This is a genomic window from Streptomyces sp. NPDC002144 (assembly GCF_053593695.1).
Genome location: NZ_JBSFDB010000052.1, coordinates 12,509 through 28,217, shown reverse-complemented (window position 1 = coordinate 28,217; position 15,709 = coordinate 12,509). Strand labels below are relative to the sequence as shown.

Here is a 15,709-nt window from a genome sequence, read left to right as displayed (position 1 = left end):
TCCGTAGAATTCGGTTGAATCAGAAACCTTCTTCTACGTCGTCCGCCAAAGGGCCCGCATTCAGCGCCGACAGGATTCCTGCCAAATCGACCGCGTTGCTCTGCGGCCCCCGGCACGCGGGCAGACAGCGGGGGCCGTTCGGGCCGCCCATGCGGCGCAGGAACGGGGTGAGGATCGGTTTGGGGCCGATCTCCACCACGTGGGTGGGGCGTTGTTCGGTCAGCAGGGCGCGGGCCGCGTCGGCGAAGCGGACCGGGGCGGTGATCTGGGTGCCCCAGTACGGGGCGTCCAGAGGGCCGTCGTAGTCACGGCCGTAGACCGTGGAGTAGTACGGCAGCGCGGGCGCCGACGTCGGCATGCGGCGGGCCAGGGCCTCCAGGCGGGGGGTCACCGGGGCCATCAGCGGTGAGTGGAAGGCGTGGGTCACCTTCAGGAAGGTGCTGGCGATGCCGATGTCCGCGAGGCGTCGGCGGGCCCGCTCCAGGCCCGCGATGTCGCCCGAAAGCACCGTGGCGCGCGCCGCGTTGATGGCGCCGATGGACACCCCGGGTTCCTGCGTGGCCGCCTCCGCCGCCTCGAACGGGTCGGCGCAGGTCGCCATCATGCCGCCGCCGGCCGGCAGGTGCTGCATGAACGAGCCCCGGGAGGCGACCAGTTCGGCCGCCGTCGCCAGCGGCAGCGCACCGCTGACCGTGGCCGCCGCGAACTCCCCGACCCCGTGCCCCAGTACGGCCACCGGCCGCACGCCCTCCTCCAGCAGGGTCGCCGCCAGCGCGTACCCGACGGCGAACAGGGCGGGCTGGGCGAGCGCGGTCTGGTCGATCAAAGGGTCCCGCCCGAGCACCAACTCCACCATCGAGCGCCCGAGATGGGGCTCCAGTGCCTCGTCGGCCTCGGTGAGGTGGTGGCGGTAGGCCGTGCAGTGCGCGTACAGCCCCGCCGCCATCCCCGGATGCTGGCAGCCCTGCCCGGTGAACACGAACGCGGTGCGGATGCGGCCCCCGGAACGGGCCGCGCGGTCCCGTCCGGCCAGCCGCCGGGCGAGATTGCGGATCGTGGTGTACGGCCACACCTCCACGGGGTGGTCCGGCAGCGGCCCGAACGCGTCCTCCGCGTCGCCGTACAGGCCCAGCAGCGCCACGGAGTCCAGACCGCACTCGATCAGCGGCATGTCCTCGCGCACTTCCCGGCGGACGCGCTCACCGATCCGCTCCGTGAGCCACTCGACATAGCCCTGCTCGTCCGGCCGATCCCGCCCCGGTCCACTCACCTTCTGCTCCTCTCGGATGCGTTCACCGACTGCGTGCCGTGCGTGCCGCGCGCGGCCGCCGGGCCACCGGCAGCAACTCCCCGTCCAGCCGCTGATGCAGGGGCTTGATGCCGCCGTTGAGGAACAGCCGCCGGGTGGCCGCCCGCTCCACCTTCCCGCTGGTCGTACGGCGGATCGTGCCCGGCCGCACCAGCAGCACGCCGTCCACGCTGACCTCGAACTCCTCGGCCAGGCACCGCTCCACGTCGCCGACGAGACCGTCCAGATCGAGGTCGTAGCGCTGCTGGGTGCGCAACTCCTGCACCATCACCACCCGTTCGCGCTCGCCGGGCACCGAGAAGGCGGTGCCGGTGCCGAACAGGGCGCTGATCCGCTGCACGGCGTGCTCCAGGTCCTGCGGGTACAGATTGCGGCCGGCCACCACGATCATGTCCTTGAGCCGGCCCGTCACATGGAGCAGGCCGTCGCAGAGCGCGCCCAGGTCACCGGTGCGCAGATGGCCGCCCTCACCGTCCGCGGTGACCGCCTCGAACACCGCCGCGGTCGCGGTCCGGTCGCGCCAGTAGCCCCCCGCCACCCCGCCGCCCCGGACCCAGATCTCGCCGATCTCGCCGTCCCCCAGCACCCGCAGCGACTCCGGGTCGACGATGCGCACCTCGCCGCCGCGCGGGCGACCGCAGGCCACCAGCGTCCGCGTCGGCCGGTCCTCGCGCGGCTCGCGCAGCGCATGCCGCTCCAGCGCCTCGCCGTCCACGGCCCGCGTCACCGGGCCCGCACCGGTGCGCCCGCCGGAGACCAGCAGGGTCGCCTCGGCCAGCCCGTAGCAGGGCAGCAGCGCGTCGGCACGGAACCCGGCCGGGGCGAAGCGCTCGGTGAAGGCGCGGCCGGTCGCGGCGGAGATCGGCTCTCCGCCCGTGACCGCGGCCCGCCACCCGGCGAGGTCCAGCCCGGCGAGCTGCTCGTCGGTCACCCGGCGCGTGCACAGCTCGTAGGCGAAGTCCGGGGCGCCGCTGACCGCGACGCCGTATCGGCCGATCGCCTCCAGCCAGCGCGCCGGGCGCTTGAGGAACGCCGCCGGCGACAGCAGGACCGAGGTGCCGCCCAGCGACAGCGGGAACAGCAACTGGCCGACCAGGCCCATGTCGTGATGGAACGGCAGCCAGCCCCCGACCCGCTCGCCGGGCTCGCCGCCCACGGCCCCCTCGATCGCCTCGAGGTTCGCCAGCAGGTTGCCGTGGGTGACCACCACGCCGCGCGGGGCGCCCGTGGAGCCGGAGGTGAACTGCAGATAGGCGACCGTGTCCGGGGACAGCTCCGGCATCCGCCAGGAGGCGCGCACAGGTACCGCGTCGGCGGCCAGGCACGGCACCGAGCCGTATCCGCAGGCGGCCAGCAGCCGGGAGACGTCGGGGGCCAGCGCCGCGTCCGTGAAGGTCGCGCAGGGTGCGACGGCCTTGACGATGCCCGCCACCCGGTCCGCGTGGTGGCGGCCGCCGCCGGTCGGCGGGGCCGGGACCGCGATCGCGCCGGCGTACAGACAGGCCAGGAACGACACGGTGAACTGGCGGCGCGAGGTGTGCATCAGCAGCACCCGCTCGCCGGCCGCGCCCCGCGCCTGCAGCCAGCCCGCCAGTTCCCGCGCGGCCGCGTCCAGGGTGCCGTAGGAGACCCGGGCCGGACGGCCGCGCTCCTCGCTCTCGGGCAGCAGGAGCAGCGCCTCGCGCTCGGGCGTCGATGCCGCTCTGTCGAGTATCAGGTCCGTGAAGGTGCGGTGGTGGGTCATAGGGGTCCCCCTGGCAGATCTTCCGTCCGGGCACCCGACCCGTCATTCGGGTACCCGGACCCATCCTGAAATCGAACGTAATGTGCGGCTCATAGAGGGACGCTCGACCCGGACTGGTCCGCGGGGCACGCTCAGCTGCGCGACCAGCCGACCGGCGGACGGCGGCGCGGACGCCCGCCGCCCCAGCCGGCCTTGCGCGCGGGCTCGTCGAACACCCCGTCCGCGCCGTCCGGTTCGCCCTCCTGACCTGCGGCCGCGCGAAGTCTGGCAAGCAGCACGGCAGTCACCGCGGCGAGCTCCTCGGCGGTGGGGCGTCCACGCACGACGACGAGAGAGAAGGGAGCTTCCATGCTCCGGAGCTTGTCGCCGGGCCCTCGAGACCTGCTCGGGAAACGGCGGGGAGGGGTTGGCGACGGGTGGGGAGGGGGACGGGCGAGGAGGGGGTCGGGGGAAGCCCGCCTGTTGTCGGCGGCTGCGGCGGAGTCAGGTGCGCCGGCGAGGGCGGTTGAGGTGGCGGGGGTGGTCAAGTGGTGAGTCGGTTGAGGCGGCGGGGTAGGGCGGAGTTGGTTGAGACGGCGGGGTGGGCCGAGTCGGTTGAGACGGCGAGGGTGGCATGTCGGCCGAGTCGGATGAGGCGGTCTGATGGGGCGGGGCGCCGGGATCGGCGGGGATGGCGGAGCGGTCGGGGCGCCGCCGCCAGCCAAGTCGGCCGAGCCAGCCCATCCAGCCGAACAGGTCGAGCCAGGCCCGAGCCAGGCCGAGCCTGGCGATCCGGCCGGGCCGGCCGGGCCGGCCGGGCGAGGTGACCAGGGTGAGCCAGCCCAGTCGGCCGCGCCAGCCGACGTGGCGGAACCAGCCCACTCGGCCGCACCACCTGAGCCCGCCGACCAGCCGACGTGGCCGCGCCCGCAGCTGCCAGCCGCGCCGTGGTCGAGTAGGTCCAGTGGGCGGGAGACCGGCGCGGGGTGATGTCCGGCGTCAGCCCGCGGACAGGGGCCCGGCGTGCAGTTCCGTGATTCGGGCCGTGACCGTCAATTTCGCGCGGCGGTCCAGGTAGGCGGGTGTGGTCAGGACGCGGTCGCAGGACTCCGGGTCTCGCCACCACAGGACCCCGGTGTAGACGCGTGGGTCGACCACTGAGCGGAGGAGGTCGCTGCCGCCGTAGCCCTCGGCGGTCACGCAGGAGCCCACCAGCGCTCCGAAGTCCATTTCGAAACGGGCCGGTTCGCTCTCCACCACGGCCTCCACCAGCACCAGCCGCCCCGCCTCGGCGATCGGCACCGCGGCGGGCATCTGGCCCACGCTGACCGCCAGTTCGTGCCGGACGTCGGCCAGCGCGGTCAAGGAGGCGAGGTGCGGCAGGTAGCTCTCGTCGTGGGTGGCGCGCAGCAGCGCGTCCATGTCCTGCCACCGTTCCAGACGGGCATAGTCACCGTCTCGGTCCAGCAGCCGCAGCGTGAGACCCGTGTCGAAGCCCTTCAGCCCCTCGCGGTGCCGGGCGTGGGCACGCAGACCGGCCTCCACCACCTCGGCTCGGTCGACCGCGGTGAACCGCTGTACCGCGCTCACCCGGCGGCTCACCAGACCCTGGGGCATCGGCCCGACCCACCTCTCTCCCCGCATCCGCGTCCGCCCACGCGTCGCGCGGGCACGCGCCACCAGTCGACCACGGATCGCTCGAATTTCCCTTGAACGGCGAACAAGCAACCTTTGAAAGCCGAACAGGCACCGCCGGCACGAGGGTTCCTCGAGGACCCGACGAGCGCGCGCGGGGACCGTCCTCGTCCGGACAACCGAGCTCGGATCGCTGAGCCCGGACAACCGAACCGAAGGAAGGACGTCCATGACCATCACCGACGACGTCGACCGGATCCCCGGCGACATCGGACGCGCGCTCGCCCGCACCGCGGTCGACCGCATGCTCCGACCGGTCTGGTACGCGCTGGTCGCCTACGGCGGCATGTGGCTGGGCGGCGTGGACTTCGACCAGGACGGCACACCCGTGCCCCGCCTGGCCCTCGTCCACGACGCTCCGGAGCCTGCCCGGGAGGACTTGAGGGCCTCTTGAGTCACGCCGGTTAGGGATGGGGCCGAGCGGCAACCGATCGAGGACGGAGACAGCCATGACCACGGTGGTGAACAGGGCGGAAGCCGCCGAGCGGGCCGTGCAGGAACGTATAGCGCGGCTCGAGCACCAGCTCGGCGATCTCGACGACCCTGGCAACCCGCTGGGCGCGGACCACTTCCTCGCCGCCGACGGCCGGCAGCGGCTGCTGCCGGCCGCCGAGCGGCTCCTCGACGAGTTCGGTCTCAACGCCGAGTTCGTACCGGGCGAGCTGGGCGGCCGGCTGGACCGGCTGGACGTGCTCGCCCGGGTGCTGCGGGCGGTCTTCCGCCGGGACGCGGCACTCGGCCTCGGCTACGGGATGACCTCGTACCTGGCGGCGGTCACCGTGTGGGCGGACGGCACCGGACAGCAGCGGCGGCAGACCGCCGAACTGCTGCTGTCCGGCGGCCGGATGGCCTGCGCCTACCCGGAACCCGTTCCCGGCAACGACTTCCTGCACAACCGGCTCACCGCGCGCCGCGACGGCGGCGGCTATCTGCTCGACGGCCGCAAGGAGGCCCTCAACAACGCGGTCCGCGTCGACTCCCTCGTCGTGTTCGCACACACACCCGAGGCCGGCGAGGACGCCCAGACGGCGTTCCTGCTCCCGGGCCCGGCAGCCGCCGGACCCGGTGTCACGCTGCTGCCCCGCCGCCGTACCAGCGGCATCCGCGGCTGTGTCGTCCAGGGCCTGGAGTTCACCGGGCACCGCCTGGACGCGGACCGGCTGCTCGGCCCCGAGGGCGGCGGCGGCCCCATCGCCGAACGCGCCTTCCCCATCACCCGCGCCACCGGCACCTCCATGGCGCTGGGCTGCGCCGACACCGCGCTGCGCACCACCGTCGCCTTCGCCCGCGCACACCGCTCCCGCAGCCGCGCCTCCCTCAGCAGCGCCCGCACCCGCTCCGCGCTCGTGGACGCCTTCACCGACCTGCTGGTGTGCGACTGCCTGGCGCTCGTCGCCACCCGGGCCGTGCATCTGCTGCCCCGCGAGAGCCGCACCCTGAGCGCCGTCGTGAAGTACCTGCTGCCCACCATCCTCACCGAGATGGTCTACGACCTGTCCATCGTCCTGGGCTCCGAGGCGTACGCCACCACCGGCAGCTACGGACTGTTCCAGAAGGCCGCCCGGGACCTGCCGATGATCGGGCTGGGCAGCGCCGGAACCGCCGCCAGCCGGTCGGCCATCGTCGAACACCTGCTGCGTGTACCCGAGTTGGGGGAGTCCGCGCAATCACTCGACGCGAGGCCCGGCGCCCGGCTGTTCGACCCGCACGATCCCGACCTGCCGCCCGTGCGGCCCGAGCAGCTGACCCTGGCCGCCGACGGGGACCCCCTGCTCGGCTCGCTGCCGGAGACGGTACGGCTGGCACGCGCCGCGAGCGGCGAGTTCGCCGGGGCGCTGGGCACGGCCGCCGACGCCCTCGCCACCGAACTGCGGCTGCTGCGCGAGGACTGCGCCCGCCTCGCCGCCCGCCCGGCCGGCCGCGCACTCAGCCCCCGCGCCTACGCGCTCGCCGACCGCTACGCCCTGATCGCCGCCGGCGCCGCCTGCCTCGGCGTGTGGCGGCACGGCAGCGGACTGCTCGCCGAACCGGCCTGGGCCGCCATGGCGCTGGCCCGCATCGTCGGCCGGCTGGACCGCACCGCCGTACACACCCCCGAGTCCGGAACCGAACACCTGCTGACCGAAGTCCTCGACCGCTTCGACGACGCCCGCAGCTACGACCTGTACGCGACCCCCATAGGCCGATGAGGAGAGGCATCCCTTGACTTCTCCCCAGCTGAAGCTGCCCGGCGGTAGACCCGGCCGGCTTGGTCATCGCCGACCGGACGCCATACGAACTACCACTGACCTGAGGGCGGTTGGCGGTGAACCCGATCAGCTCTGGCGGCGCATCGGCTTTCCCTGCCCTGCTCCGCAGGAGTCCGTTTCCTCCCCCGCCTGAAGGCGGGGGTATCCACGGAGGAATCCCCATGAACCACACAGCCGGCACCCAAGAGAACCCGGTCGGTCATGACGGCGACGCCGGTGGTACGGCACTGGCCGTGCTGGTCGAGGAGGTGGCCCGGATACTCGACCGGCCGCCCGCCCGGCTCGGCCCCGACCTGCACCTCCAGCACGACCTGGGCTTCGACTCGGTGATGCTGCTGCAGCTCAAGGGCCGCCTCGAGACGCGTTTCGAGCCGCTGCGCGAGGCCGCCCTGCCCGACATGCTGCTCGGCGTGCAGACCCTCGCCGCCCTGGCCGGCCGGCTGGAGCGCCTGACCGGACTGCCGGTGGCGTGATGCGGCCGCTGTGCAACCGCGGCCCCGCGGACTCCTGGCTGCCCGTCCGCCGCGAACTCGACTCCTCCGGTACGGCGGTGGTGTACGCGAAGGTCGCCGACTGGCTGCCCGACGACCTCGCGCGGCCCGACCTGGTCGCCGCCCTCGGCCGCGACCACCGGCGGCTCGCGGAGATGACCCACGTGCCCAACCGGTCCCGCTTCGTCACCTCCCGGCTGCTGCTGAAGTCCGCCGCCGCGGCCGTGCTCGGCACCTCGCCCGACGAACTGGAGCTGGCCTACAAGCCCGGCGGACGGCCCCATCTGCGCGGGGTCGACCAGCTCGACGTCAGCCTCAGCCACACCGAGGAACTCCTCGTCGTCGGACTCACCCGCAACGGCCGCATCGGCGTCGACATGGAGAACGCCGACCGCCGCATGCTGGGCCTGGGCACCGAACGGCAGGTGTGCACCCCGTACGAACTCGAAGCCCTGGAGAGCGTCCCCGAGGACCGGCGCAACCGGGAGCTGGTACGGCTGTGGACGCTCAAGGAGGCCTACAGCAAGGCCATCGGACAGGGCCTCAGGTTCCGCTTCACCGAGTTCGGATTCACACCCGAGGACCAGCAGGTACAGATGCTGCGCCCCGACGGCACCCCCGGCGCCGGCTGGGAGTGGAGCTTCCACAGCTGGCTCGCCGAGGACACCTACACCCTCAGCGCGGCCGTGTACGACCCCGGGTTCTCCGGCCGCCGGGAGGCCGCCCCGGGCCGGCCGCTGCTGCCCGCGTTGGCCGATCCCCGTCGTTCCGGTTGAGCGAGCGTTGAGCCGCCTTCCAGGTGGTGCGGTGACCCTCGGAGCCCGCACCCGCCGAGCGGTGCGGGACCGAAGGGGGGTCTTGGTGCATCGATATCTCGCGGTGCGGCCGAAGGCCGGCGCCACCGGCACGCGGCTGCTGTGCTTCCATCACGCCGGCGCGGGCGCCCTGTCCTTCGCCGGCTGGCTCAATCGGGTCGGCGCCGGGGTGTCGGTGCTTCCGGTGCGGCTGCCGGGGCGGGAGACGCGGGTGCGCGAGCCGCGGATCACCGACCCCGGGCAACTGGTCGAGGAGCTGCAACACGACCTCGGGCCGCTGCTGGAGGAGCCGTACGCCTTCTATGGGCACAGCATGGGCGCGCTCGTCGCCTACCGGTTCGCCCAGGCCCGTCTCGCTGCGGGACTGCGGCCGCCGCGGCTGCTGCTGGTCGGCGCGTGCAGCGCCCCCCAGCTGCCGTCGGCCCTGCTCGACCGGGCCGACCTGGACGGGCTGGACGACGAGCGGCTGATGGCGGCGATGACGGACGAGGAGAGCATGCCCGAGGCGCTGCTGCGGCGGCCCGACCGGCTGCGCACCACCCTCGACACCCTCCGGGCCGACCTGCGGCTGGCCCAGGGGCTGCGGGAGGCGCCGATCGTCCGACTGCCGTGCCCTGTCGAGGCGTTCGCCGGCGCGGACGACCGCATGGTGACGATCCCTCAGGTCCGGGCCTGGGAGCACTGCACGAGCGCGGGCTTCCGGCTGCGGACGGTCCCCGGAGCGCACTTCTTCGTCCGCGGACGCGAGGTGCCGCGAGCCGTCGGGCAGGCGCTGGACTCCGCGGCGCCCGTGACGACCGGCTGACCCACATCGTTCCCGAAGGAGTTTCGCGGATGGACATCAGCGTCCTCGGCCCGTTCCGGGCCACACTCGCCGGGGTGCCGGTGCACCTCACGGCCGTCAAGCCACGCAAGGTCTTCGCGCTGCTCGCCCTCCAGGCGGACGAGGTCGTCTCGGTCGCCTCCCTGGTGGAGGAGGTCTGGGGGGAGAGCCCGCCCCGCAGCGTGCAGACCACCCTGCAGACCTACATACTCCAGATCCGCCACGTCATCGGCGCGGCTCTCGGCGAGGAGGAGGCCGAGCTCCCGCACGGGGCCAAGAGCGTGCTGGTCACCGAACCCGGCGGATACCGGCTGGACACCCAGGGCGGACTCATCGACGCCTGCGAGTACGACGCCCTGTCCTCCGTCGGCCACCGGGCCCTGCAGCGCGGCGACTGGGCCGAGGCCTCCTCGTACTTCGGCCGGGCACTGGCCCTGTGGCACGGCCGGGCGCTGGCCGACGTGCACTGCGGGCCGCTGCTGGAGGTGGAGGCCACCCGGCTCGACGAGTCGCGGATGAGCGTTCTTCACGGCCGAATCGAGGCGGACCTGAGGCTGGGCCGCCACCATGAGCTCGTCGGCGAGCTGTCCGGGCTCGCCGCCCGGCATCCCCTGCACGAGGGTCTGCACGAGCAGCTGATGCTCGCGCTGTACCGCGCGGGCCGGCGCAGTGACGCGCTGGAGGTGTACCGGCACCTGCGGACCGCGCTCAACCAGAGCCTCGGCCTGGACCCCTCGCCCGGCATCGAGCATCTGCACCGCGCGGTGCTCGACTCCTCCCCGCACCTGGACCCGGTGGGCGCGTCCGCCAACGGCGTCCCGCTGCTGGCGAGTCCATGACCGGCCTGCCTGTCCCACGTCCCAACACCCCACGTCCCAACACCCCGAGTCCGCAAACCCCGAGTCCGCACATCCCGAGTCCGCACACCCCGACCGAAGGACCGAAAGGAACCATCGTGAGCGACATCACCCTGGCCGAACTCGGCGAGCTGCTGCTCGAATGCGTCGGCGCCCCGGAGGAGGGCATGGCGTTCGAGGGCGAGGACGCCCTGGACACCCCCTTCCTGGAGTTCGGCTACGACTCCCTCGCCCTGCTGCAGGTCACCAGCGTGATCAACCGCAAGTACGGCATCGTGCTCGACGACGACGCCGTCGGCGAGGCCGAGACCCCGCGCCTGCTGCTCCAGCTGATCGCGGCCGCGCCGCGCGCCGGGGCGATCCGGTGACCACCGGAACCGAGGCCCACCCCCACCTCCCGCCCGGTCGGCGGGTGCTGGTCACCGGGGGCACCCGGGGGATCGGGCGGGCGACCGTGCTCGCCTTCGCCCGGGCCGGTGCACGGCTCGTCGTCGCCCACCGCGGGGACGGCGAGGCGGGCGACCGGCTGCGCGGTGAACTCACCGCGCTCGGCGCCGAGTTCACCCTCGTCGCGGCCGATCTGACCGGCGCGGCGGGGGCCGCGCGGCTGGCCGACGCGGTGCGGGAGCGGCTGGGTGGCCTGGACGTCCTGGTCAACAACCTGGGCGTCGACGGGCACGTCCCGTTCGAGAAGCTCACCGAGGACGAGTGGCACCGGGTGCTCGACCACAACACCACCTCGGCGTACCTGGTCACCCAGTCCGTGCTCGACCTGCTCGGCGACGGCGCGTCCGTCGTCACCATCGGCGCGTCCGTCGCCCTGCGCGGCCGGCCCCTCGGCGTGCACTACAGCGCGTCCAAGGCGGCCCTGGTCGGCTTCACCCGCGCCCTCGCCAAGGAACTCGGCGGCCGGGGCGTCCGGGTCAACCTGGTCGCCCCCGGCGTCACCGAGACCGAGCCCGGCGGCGGACTGCCGCCCCAGCTCGTCGCCCGCCTCACCGCGTTGACGGCACTCGGCAGGCTCGGCCGGCCCGAGGACGTCGCCGGGGCGGTGCTCTACCTGGCCGGCGACTCGGCCGCGTACGTCACCGGCACCACCATCGAAGTAGACGGAGGAATCTGATGCCCTACGCCGCCATCACCTACCGGGTCAAGCCCGGTCACGAGGAGGAGATCGCCGAGATCTTCGCCGGTTTCCAGCGGGTGGACACCCCCGACTTCGCCGGCGACCACGGCGACGCCGCCGGACGGCTGCTCGGCACCGGCGTGTTCATCAAGGACGACGTCCTCGTCCGGGTCATCCACTACGAGGGCGACTTCGCGGCGATCGGCCGGCACATGGCCGCGCAGAAGGGTGTGCACATCCTGGAGACCAAGCTCGCGCCGTACCTGTCGGTTCAGCGCGAGACGGACACCACGACGCCCGAGGGGTTCGCGGCGCACTTCCGTGAGGCCACCATGCGGCCCATCGCGCAGCTGACCGTGGAGAGCCACCCCGCGGGGGCCGGCACGTCATGACCGGGCTCGAAGGCGTTCTCGGGGTCGCCGCGCTGCTCGGCGGCGGCGTCACCGCGGGCGTGCTGTTCGCCGTCGCGCTGAGCGTGCTGCCGGCGCTGTTCGCGATGGAGACCGGCACCTATGTGTACGCGCACAAGCTGCTCGGGCGGAACTGGGACCCCACGATGCCGGTGATCGTGCTGAGCAGCACCGTCGTCAACGCGGTGCTGGCGGTGGTCGCCGGCGGGGCGGCGCGGCCGCTGTTCGTGGTCGCGGCGGTGCTGCTGCTGGGCGTCTCGGGTGTCTCGCACCTGTGCAACGTGCCCATCAACCGGCGGGTCAAGGCGATCGACGACCCGTCCGTCATCCCCGCCGACTGGGAGGACCCGCGGCCGCTGTGGCGCCGCTGGCACCTGCTGCGGACGACCCTGGCGGTGGTGGCGCTCGCCGTCACGGCGGCGGGGGTCACGGCGCTCTGACAGCGCCCCATGGTGCGGCGGCCGTACGTGTGCCCGTACGGCCGCCGCACCATGTCCGTGTCATGCCGCGCTGGGTATGTCCCGCACCGAGATCTGCGCGACCGTGTTCAGCAGGCTGCGCTTGAAGGTGGCGACGAAGCCCTCCACCGTGTCGGTGTCCCGGGGCTTGCTCAGGTACGGCTTCAACTTGGCCTCGACCTCGCGCACCCCGGGCTGTGACGCCATGTGCCGGGCCACGGCCTCCAGGTCGCCGGTGTACTCGATGACCCGTACCAGTGTGTCGTCGCGCAGGAAGACGGCGGTGGCCAGGATCGTGCCGGCCGCCTCCCCCCGCCCGTCCTCTACCCGACTGCTCCGCACCCGCTTGAAGTCCCCGAATATCGCGGCGAGTTCGGCCTCGTACCCGGGCTTGATGTCATACGTGATGGCTGCGAACGGCATACCAGTCCCTCACTAGATCGGGGTTGTCCCCGCCACGACACCCCACCCCACACGAGAACGACTCGAACCGAGCGGGGTGCGACGGTCCCGCCGGCGATCACCGGACGTCCGGTCCCGCCCCGCGCGGGGAGCGGCAGAGAGTCGGGGGCGGGGTGCTGGTGATCTGCGGGCGCGGCAACCACCCGCGCCGCCCGCCGCCGCGTACGGCTGTCCGCGCGGCCCATGCCACGCCGCCCGGGCCCCCCGCACCCCCGCGGTGGTCCGTGCTGCCTCGCGTGCCTGCACCGCGGGGTGGTCCCTGCTCCCGGGCCGCGCGCCTGCACCGCACGGTGTCCGGGACCGAGTCGGGGTCGGGGCGCTGGTGTCCTGCGGGCGCGGCGACCCCCCGCGCCGTCCGCCGTCCGTACGGCTGTCCGCGCTGCCCAAGGCACGCTGCCCGGACCCCTGCACCGCGCGGCGGTCCGCGCTCCCGCGCCTCGCCCACCTCGCGTGTCGCACAGCGGGACGGGAGTGCCCTGCCACGGAGGCGTGCGCTGCGTGGGCCGTCCGTCCCCGCTTCGTCTTGGGCTGCCCGGGCCCCGCCCCGCGAAGTGGTCCGTGCTCCCGGGCCGCGCGCCTGCACCGCACAGTGTGCGGGCCAAGTCGGGGTCAGGGCGCTGGTGTCCTGTGGTCGCGGCGACCACGCGCGCCGCCCGCCGCCGCGTACGGCTGTCCGCGCGGCCCATGCCACGTTGCCCGGGCCCCCGCCCGGCGTGGTCGTCCCGTGCTCCCGCGCCGCGCGCCTGCACCGCGCGGTCGTCCGCGCTCCAGCGCCGCCCGCACCGTGCGGCGGTCCGTGCTGCCTCGGGTCGCACGGCGGGGGCGGGACCCCTGCCGCGAAGGTGCTGCGTCGCGTGGGCCGTTCGTAGTCCCCGCCTCGTCTTGGGCTGCCCGCGGCCCCGCCCCGCGTGGTCGTCCGCATCCCCGCGCCGCGCCCCCGCCCCGCGTGGTCGTCCGCGCTCCAGCGCCTCGGCCCCCGTACCGCGCGTTCCAGCGCCTCGCCCCCCGTACCGCGCGTTCTGTCTCGCGGTGTGACGGACGCCGTGGCCGCGCGGGCGCTGCGGTGGCCGGCCAGGTGGGACCGTTCGCGTTCCCCGTCCTGTGTCCGTCCGCCGGATCACGGGGGCCGGGTCCCAACAGCCCGGCGCTGCAGGGTGATTCGAGTGGGTCTGTAGTCCGCGGTGGGACCTTCCCCGTCGACCGCCCCTCGGGGGTCGGGCAACCGGACCAGGAGGTACTCCGTGCACCGCACCCTGATCGTCGCCAAGCTCCGTCCGGACAAGACGGACGACATCGCGAAGATCTTCGACGAGTCGGACGGCACCGAGCTGCCGCACATGATCGGTGTCAGCCGCCGCACCCTGTTCAAGTTCCACGGTCTCTACTTCCACCTGGTCGAGGCCGACGAGGACATCAGCGCGAACCTCTACCGCGCCCGCAGCCACCCGCTCTACGACGACATCAACACCCGGCTCGCGCAGTGCGTGGAGCCCTACGACCCGGACTGGAAGGAGCCCAAGGACGCCATGGCCGAGCCCTTCTACGTCTGGACCAAGGACGGAGGACGGATCCAGTGACCACCGCCATCAGCCGCACCGTGAAGGTGTCGTCGCACGAGGTCGAGGCCAACACCAAGCGTGGGGGCGACCTCCGCGTCACCCTCAGCCCCAAGACCGTGGGCTGCACCTCCGGTTTCGGCGGCGTCATGACGCTCGAGCCCGGTGACTGGGTCACCGAGCACTACCACCCGTACTCCGAGGAGTTCCTGCACGTCATCGACGGCACCCTGGAGATGCGCCTGGACGGGCAGCAGGTGAGCCTCACCGCCGGCGACTCGCTGCTCGTGCCGATCGGCGTCCGTCACCGTCTCGTCAACACCGGTGACATCACGGCCCGTTGCTCCTTCCACCTGTCGCCCCTCGCGCCGCGCCCCGAGCTCGGCCACGTCGACACCGAGCAGGCGCAGCGCCCGGAGCAGTCCAACCCGGACGTGGGTGGGACGCCGTGACCCGACGGGCCGTCATCACCGGGGTCGGCGCGGTCGCCCCGGGCGGCGTGGGCCGGGAGGCGTTCTGGCGCACGCTGTCCGAGGGCCGTACCGCCACCCGGCTGATCTCGCTCTTCGACGCGGGTGCCTTCCGTTCGCGGGTCGCCGCCGAGGTGGACTTCGACCCGGCCGCCGCCGGCCTGACCCCCCGGCAGATCCGCCGGATGGACCGCGCCGCGCAGTTCGCCGTGGTCAGCGCCCGCGAGGCGGTCGCCGACAGCGGCATCGAACTCGCCGCCCTGGCCCCCGAACGCGTCGCCGTCTCCATCGGCAGCGCCGTCGGCTGCACCATGGGCCTGGAGGAGGAGTACGTCACCCTCTCCGACAGCGGCCGCAAGTGGCTCGTCGACCACGAGTACGGCGTACCGCACCTGTACGGCTACATGATCCCCTCTACCCTGGCGGCCGAGGTCGCCTGGGAGGTGGGCGCCGAGGGCCCGGTCGCGCTGGTCTCCACCGGCTGCACCTCGGGCCTGGACTCCATCGGCCACGCCGTGCAGCTGATCGAGGAGGGCTCCGCCGACATCGCCGTGGCCGGTGCCACCGACGCCCCCATCTCACCCATCACGTCCGCCTGCTTCGACGCCATCAAGGCGACGACGCCCAACAACGACGATCCGGAGCACGCCTCACGCCCCTTCGACGGCGACCGGGACGGCTTCGTGCTCGCCGAGGGCTCCGCGGTGCTGGTCATCGAGGAGCGCGAGGCCGCCCTCGCCCGGGGCGCCCGGATCTACGCCGAGATCGTCGGCTTCGCCGGGCGCAGCAACGCGTACCACATGACCGGGCTCAAGCCGGACGGCCGGGAGATGGCCGAGGCGATCACCGTCGCCCTCGACCAGGCCAGGCTCGACCCGACCGCCGTCGACTACGTCAACGCGCACGGCTCGGGCACCAAGCAGAACGACCGGCACGAGACCGCCGCGTTCAAGCGGTCGCTCGGCGACCACGCCTACGACATCCCGGTCAGCTCCATCAAGTCCATGGTCGGCCACTCGCTGGGCGCCATCGGCTCCATCGAGGTCGCCGCCTGCGCGCTCGCCCTGGACCGCCAGGTGGTGCCGCCGACCGCCAACCTCAAGACCAAGGACCCGCTGTGTGACCTGGACTACGTCCCGGTCACCGCCCGCGAGCACGCCATGGACGTCGTGCTCAGCGTCGGCAGCGGATTCGGCGGCTTCCAGACCGCGATGCTGCTGGCCCGTCCGGGCACCGCGGCGGCCGCGGCCGGAAGGAGTGACTGA

At 73.4% G+C, this 15,709-nt stretch carries 19 protein-coding genes; 13 read left to right on the top strand and 6 right to left on the bottom strand.

Features of this window, described 5'->3' with window-relative positions:
- Positions 1-19: 19 nt before the first annotated feature.
- From ACWCQ1_RS43180 to ACWCQ1_RS43160, 5 genes are all read right to left on the bottom strand, one after another.
- Complete coding sequence (locus tag ACWCQ1_RS43180) at positions 20-1,270, bottom strand: acyltransferase domain-containing protein (protein ID WP_451029006.1); 1,251 nt, start codon at positions 1,268-1,270, stop codon at positions 20-22.
- Between the two features lie 22 nt (positions 1,271-1,292).
- Positions 1,293-3,053, bottom strand: coding sequence for a fatty acyl-AMP ligase (locus ACWCQ1_RS43175; protein ID WP_451029005.1), 1,761 nt, complete (start codon positions 3,051-3,053; stop codon positions 1,293-1,295).
- A 131-nt stretch (positions 3,054-3,184) separates the two neighbouring features.
- On the bottom strand, positions 3,185-3,403 hold the full coding sequence (locus ACWCQ1_RS43170) for an acyl-CoA carboxylase subunit epsilon (RefSeq protein ID WP_358606594.1): 219 nt from the start codon (positions 3,401-3,403) through the stop codon (positions 3,185-3,187).
- Positions 3,404-3,536: 133 nt separating this feature from the next.
- Positions 3,537-3,914: a hypothetical protein gene (locus ACWCQ1_RS43165; protein ID WP_451029004.1), complete on the bottom strand. Its 378-nt coding sequence runs from the start codon at positions 3,912-3,914 to the stop codon at positions 3,537-3,539.
- A 117-nt stretch (positions 3,915-4,031) separates the two neighbouring features.
- Positions 4,032-4,649 (bottom strand): hypothetical protein, encoded by a 618-nt coding sequence (locus ACWCQ1_RS43160; protein WP_451029003.1) that lies wholly within the window; start codon positions 4,647-4,649, stop codon positions 4,032-4,034.
- A 247-nt stretch (positions 4,650-4,896) separates the two neighbouring features.
- On the opposite strand from ACWCQ1_RS43160, the gene ACWCQ1_RS43155 reads away from it, so the two are divergent.
- The 10 genes from ACWCQ1_RS43155 (at position 4,897) to ACWCQ1_RS43110 (ending at position 11,938) form a co-directional block, all read left to right on the top strand.
- Positions 4,897-5,121 (top strand): hypothetical protein, encoded by a 225-nt coding sequence (locus ACWCQ1_RS43155; protein ID WP_208781000.1) that lies wholly within the window; start codon positions 4,897-4,899, stop codon positions 5,119-5,121.
- 55 nt (positions 5,122-5,176) lie between these two features.
- The gene (locus tag ACWCQ1_RS43150) at positions 5,177-6,916 is read left to right on the top strand and encodes an acyl-CoA dehydrogenase (protein ID WP_451029002.1); all 1,740 of its coding nucleotides are present in this window, start codon (positions 5,177-5,179) and stop codon (positions 6,914-6,916) included.
- 221 nt (positions 6,917-7,137) lie between these two features.
- Positions 7,138-7,449, top strand: a complete 312-nt coding sequence (locus tag ACWCQ1_RS43145) for an acyl carrier protein (RefSeq protein ID WP_358606603.1) — start codon at positions 7,138-7,140, stop codon at positions 7,447-7,449.
- Positions 7,449-8,243: a 4'-phosphopantetheinyl transferase family protein gene (locus ACWCQ1_RS43140; RefSeq protein WP_133048909.1), complete on the top strand. Its 795-nt coding sequence runs from the start codon at positions 7,449-7,451 to the stop codon at positions 8,241-8,243. Before ACWCQ1_RS43145 ends, ACWCQ1_RS43140 begins: the two co-directional genes overlap by 1 nt.
- An 85-nt stretch (positions 8,244-8,328) precedes the next feature.
- A complete protein-coding gene (locus ACWCQ1_RS43135; RefSeq protein ID WP_451029001.1) occupies positions 8,329-9,087 on the top strand; it encodes a thioesterase II family protein in 759 nt (252 codons plus the stop codon).
- A gap of 29 nt (positions 9,088-9,116) precedes the next feature.
- Positions 9,117-9,944: an AfsR/SARP family transcriptional regulator gene (locus tag ACWCQ1_RS43130; protein ID WP_133048857.1), complete on the top strand. Its 828-nt coding sequence runs from the start codon at positions 9,117-9,119 to the stop codon at positions 9,942-9,944.
- 116 nt (positions 9,945-10,060) lie between these two features.
- A complete protein-coding gene (locus ACWCQ1_RS43125) occupies positions 10,061-10,330 on the top strand; it encodes an acyl carrier protein (RefSeq protein WP_133048856.1) in 270 nt (89 codons plus the stop codon).
- Positions 10,327-11,085, top strand: coding sequence for an SDR family NAD(P)-dependent oxidoreductase (locus ACWCQ1_RS43120; RefSeq protein WP_207930001.1), 759 nt, complete (start codon positions 10,327-10,329; stop codon positions 11,083-11,085). The genes ACWCQ1_RS43125 and ACWCQ1_RS43120 overlap by 4 nt, the downstream gene beginning before the upstream one ends.
- Positions 11,085-11,480 (top strand): SchA/CurD-like domain-containing protein, encoded by a 396-nt coding sequence (locus ACWCQ1_RS43115; RefSeq protein ID WP_451029000.1) that lies wholly within the window; start codon positions 11,085-11,087, stop codon positions 11,478-11,480. The genes ACWCQ1_RS43120 and ACWCQ1_RS43115 overlap by 1 nt, the downstream gene beginning before the upstream one ends.
- A complete protein-coding gene (locus ACWCQ1_RS43110; protein WP_358606614.1) occupies positions 11,477-11,938 on the top strand; it encodes a DUF1772 domain-containing protein in 462 nt (153 codons plus the stop codon). Before ACWCQ1_RS43115 ends, ACWCQ1_RS43110 begins: the two co-directional genes overlap by 4 nt.
- A 60-nt stretch (positions 11,939-11,998) precedes the next feature.
- Here the strand turns inward: ACWCQ1_RS43110 and ACWCQ1_RS43105 are convergent, their stop codons facing one another.
- Entirely contained in the window at positions 11,999-12,379 is a 381-nt protein-coding gene (locus ACWCQ1_RS43105) for a SchA/CurD-like domain-containing protein (RefSeq protein WP_133048853.1), read from the bottom strand.
- Positions 12,380-13,659: 1,280 nt separating this feature from the next.
- Between ACWCQ1_RS43105 and ACWCQ1_RS43100 the strand changes: the two genes are divergently transcribed.
- The 3 genes from ACWCQ1_RS43100 to ACWCQ1_RS43090 are packed head-to-tail and all read left to right on the top strand — an operon-like array spanning position 13,660 to position 15,709.
- Positions 13,660-13,995, top strand: a complete 336-nt coding sequence (locus ACWCQ1_RS43100) for a TcmI family type II polyketide cyclase (RefSeq protein WP_133048852.1) — start codon at positions 13,660-13,662, stop codon at positions 13,993-13,995.
- Complete coding sequence (locus tag ACWCQ1_RS43095) at positions 13,992-14,426, top strand: cupin domain-containing protein (protein ID WP_133048851.1); 435 nt, start codon at positions 13,992-13,994, stop codon at positions 14,424-14,426. The genes ACWCQ1_RS43100 and ACWCQ1_RS43095 overlap by 4 nt, the downstream gene beginning before the upstream one ends.
- Positions 14,423-15,709: a beta-ketoacyl-[acyl-carrier-protein] synthase family protein gene (locus ACWCQ1_RS43090; protein ID WP_133048850.1), complete on the top strand. Its 1,287-nt coding sequence runs from the start codon at positions 14,423-14,425 to the stop codon at positions 15,707-15,709. Before ACWCQ1_RS43095 ends, ACWCQ1_RS43090 begins: the two co-directional genes overlap by 4 nt.

Coding starts and splice junctions, on each gene's coding strand:
- ACWCQ1_RS43175 (WP_451029005.1), bottom strand. CDS start 3,053: ATGACCCACCACCGCACCTTCACGGACCTGATACTCGACAGAGCGGCA.
- ACWCQ1_RS43170 (WP_358606594.1), bottom strand. CDS start 3,403: ATGGAAGCTCCCTTCTCTCTCGTCGTCGTGCGTGGACGCCCCACCGCC.
- ACWCQ1_RS43160 (WP_451029003.1), bottom strand. CDS start 4,649: ATGCCCCAGGGTCTGGTGAGCCGCCGGGTGAGCGCGGTACAGCGGTTC.
- ACWCQ1_RS43155 (WP_208781000.1), top strand. CDS start 4,897: ATGACCATCACCGACGACGTCGACCGGATCCCCGGCGACATCGGACGC.
- ACWCQ1_RS43150 (WP_451029002.1), top strand. CDS start 5,177: ATGACCACGGTGGTGAACAGGGCGGAAGCCGCCGAGCGGGCCGTGCAG.
- ACWCQ1_RS43145 (WP_358606603.1), top strand. CDS start 7,138: ATGAACCACACAGCCGGCACCCAAGAGAACCCGGTCGGTCATGACGGC.
- ACWCQ1_RS43140 (WP_133048909.1), top strand. CDS start 7,449: ATGCGGCCGCTGTGCAACCGCGGCCCCGCGGACTCCTGGCTGCCCGTC.
- ACWCQ1_RS43130 (WP_133048857.1), top strand. CDS start 9,117: ATGGACATCAGCGTCCTCGGCCCGTTCCGGGCCACACTCGCCGGGGTG.
- ACWCQ1_RS43115 (WP_451029000.1), top strand. CDS start 11,085: ATGCCCTACGCCGCCATCACCTACCGGGTCAAGCCCGGTCACGAGGAG.
- ACWCQ1_RS43110 (WP_358606614.1), top strand. CDS start 11,477: ATGACCGGGCTCGAAGGCGTTCTCGGGGTCGCCGCGCTGCTCGGCGGC.
- ACWCQ1_RS43105 (WP_133048853.1), bottom strand. CDS start 12,379: ATGCCGTTCGCAGCCATCACGTATGACATCAAGCCCGGGTACGAGGCC.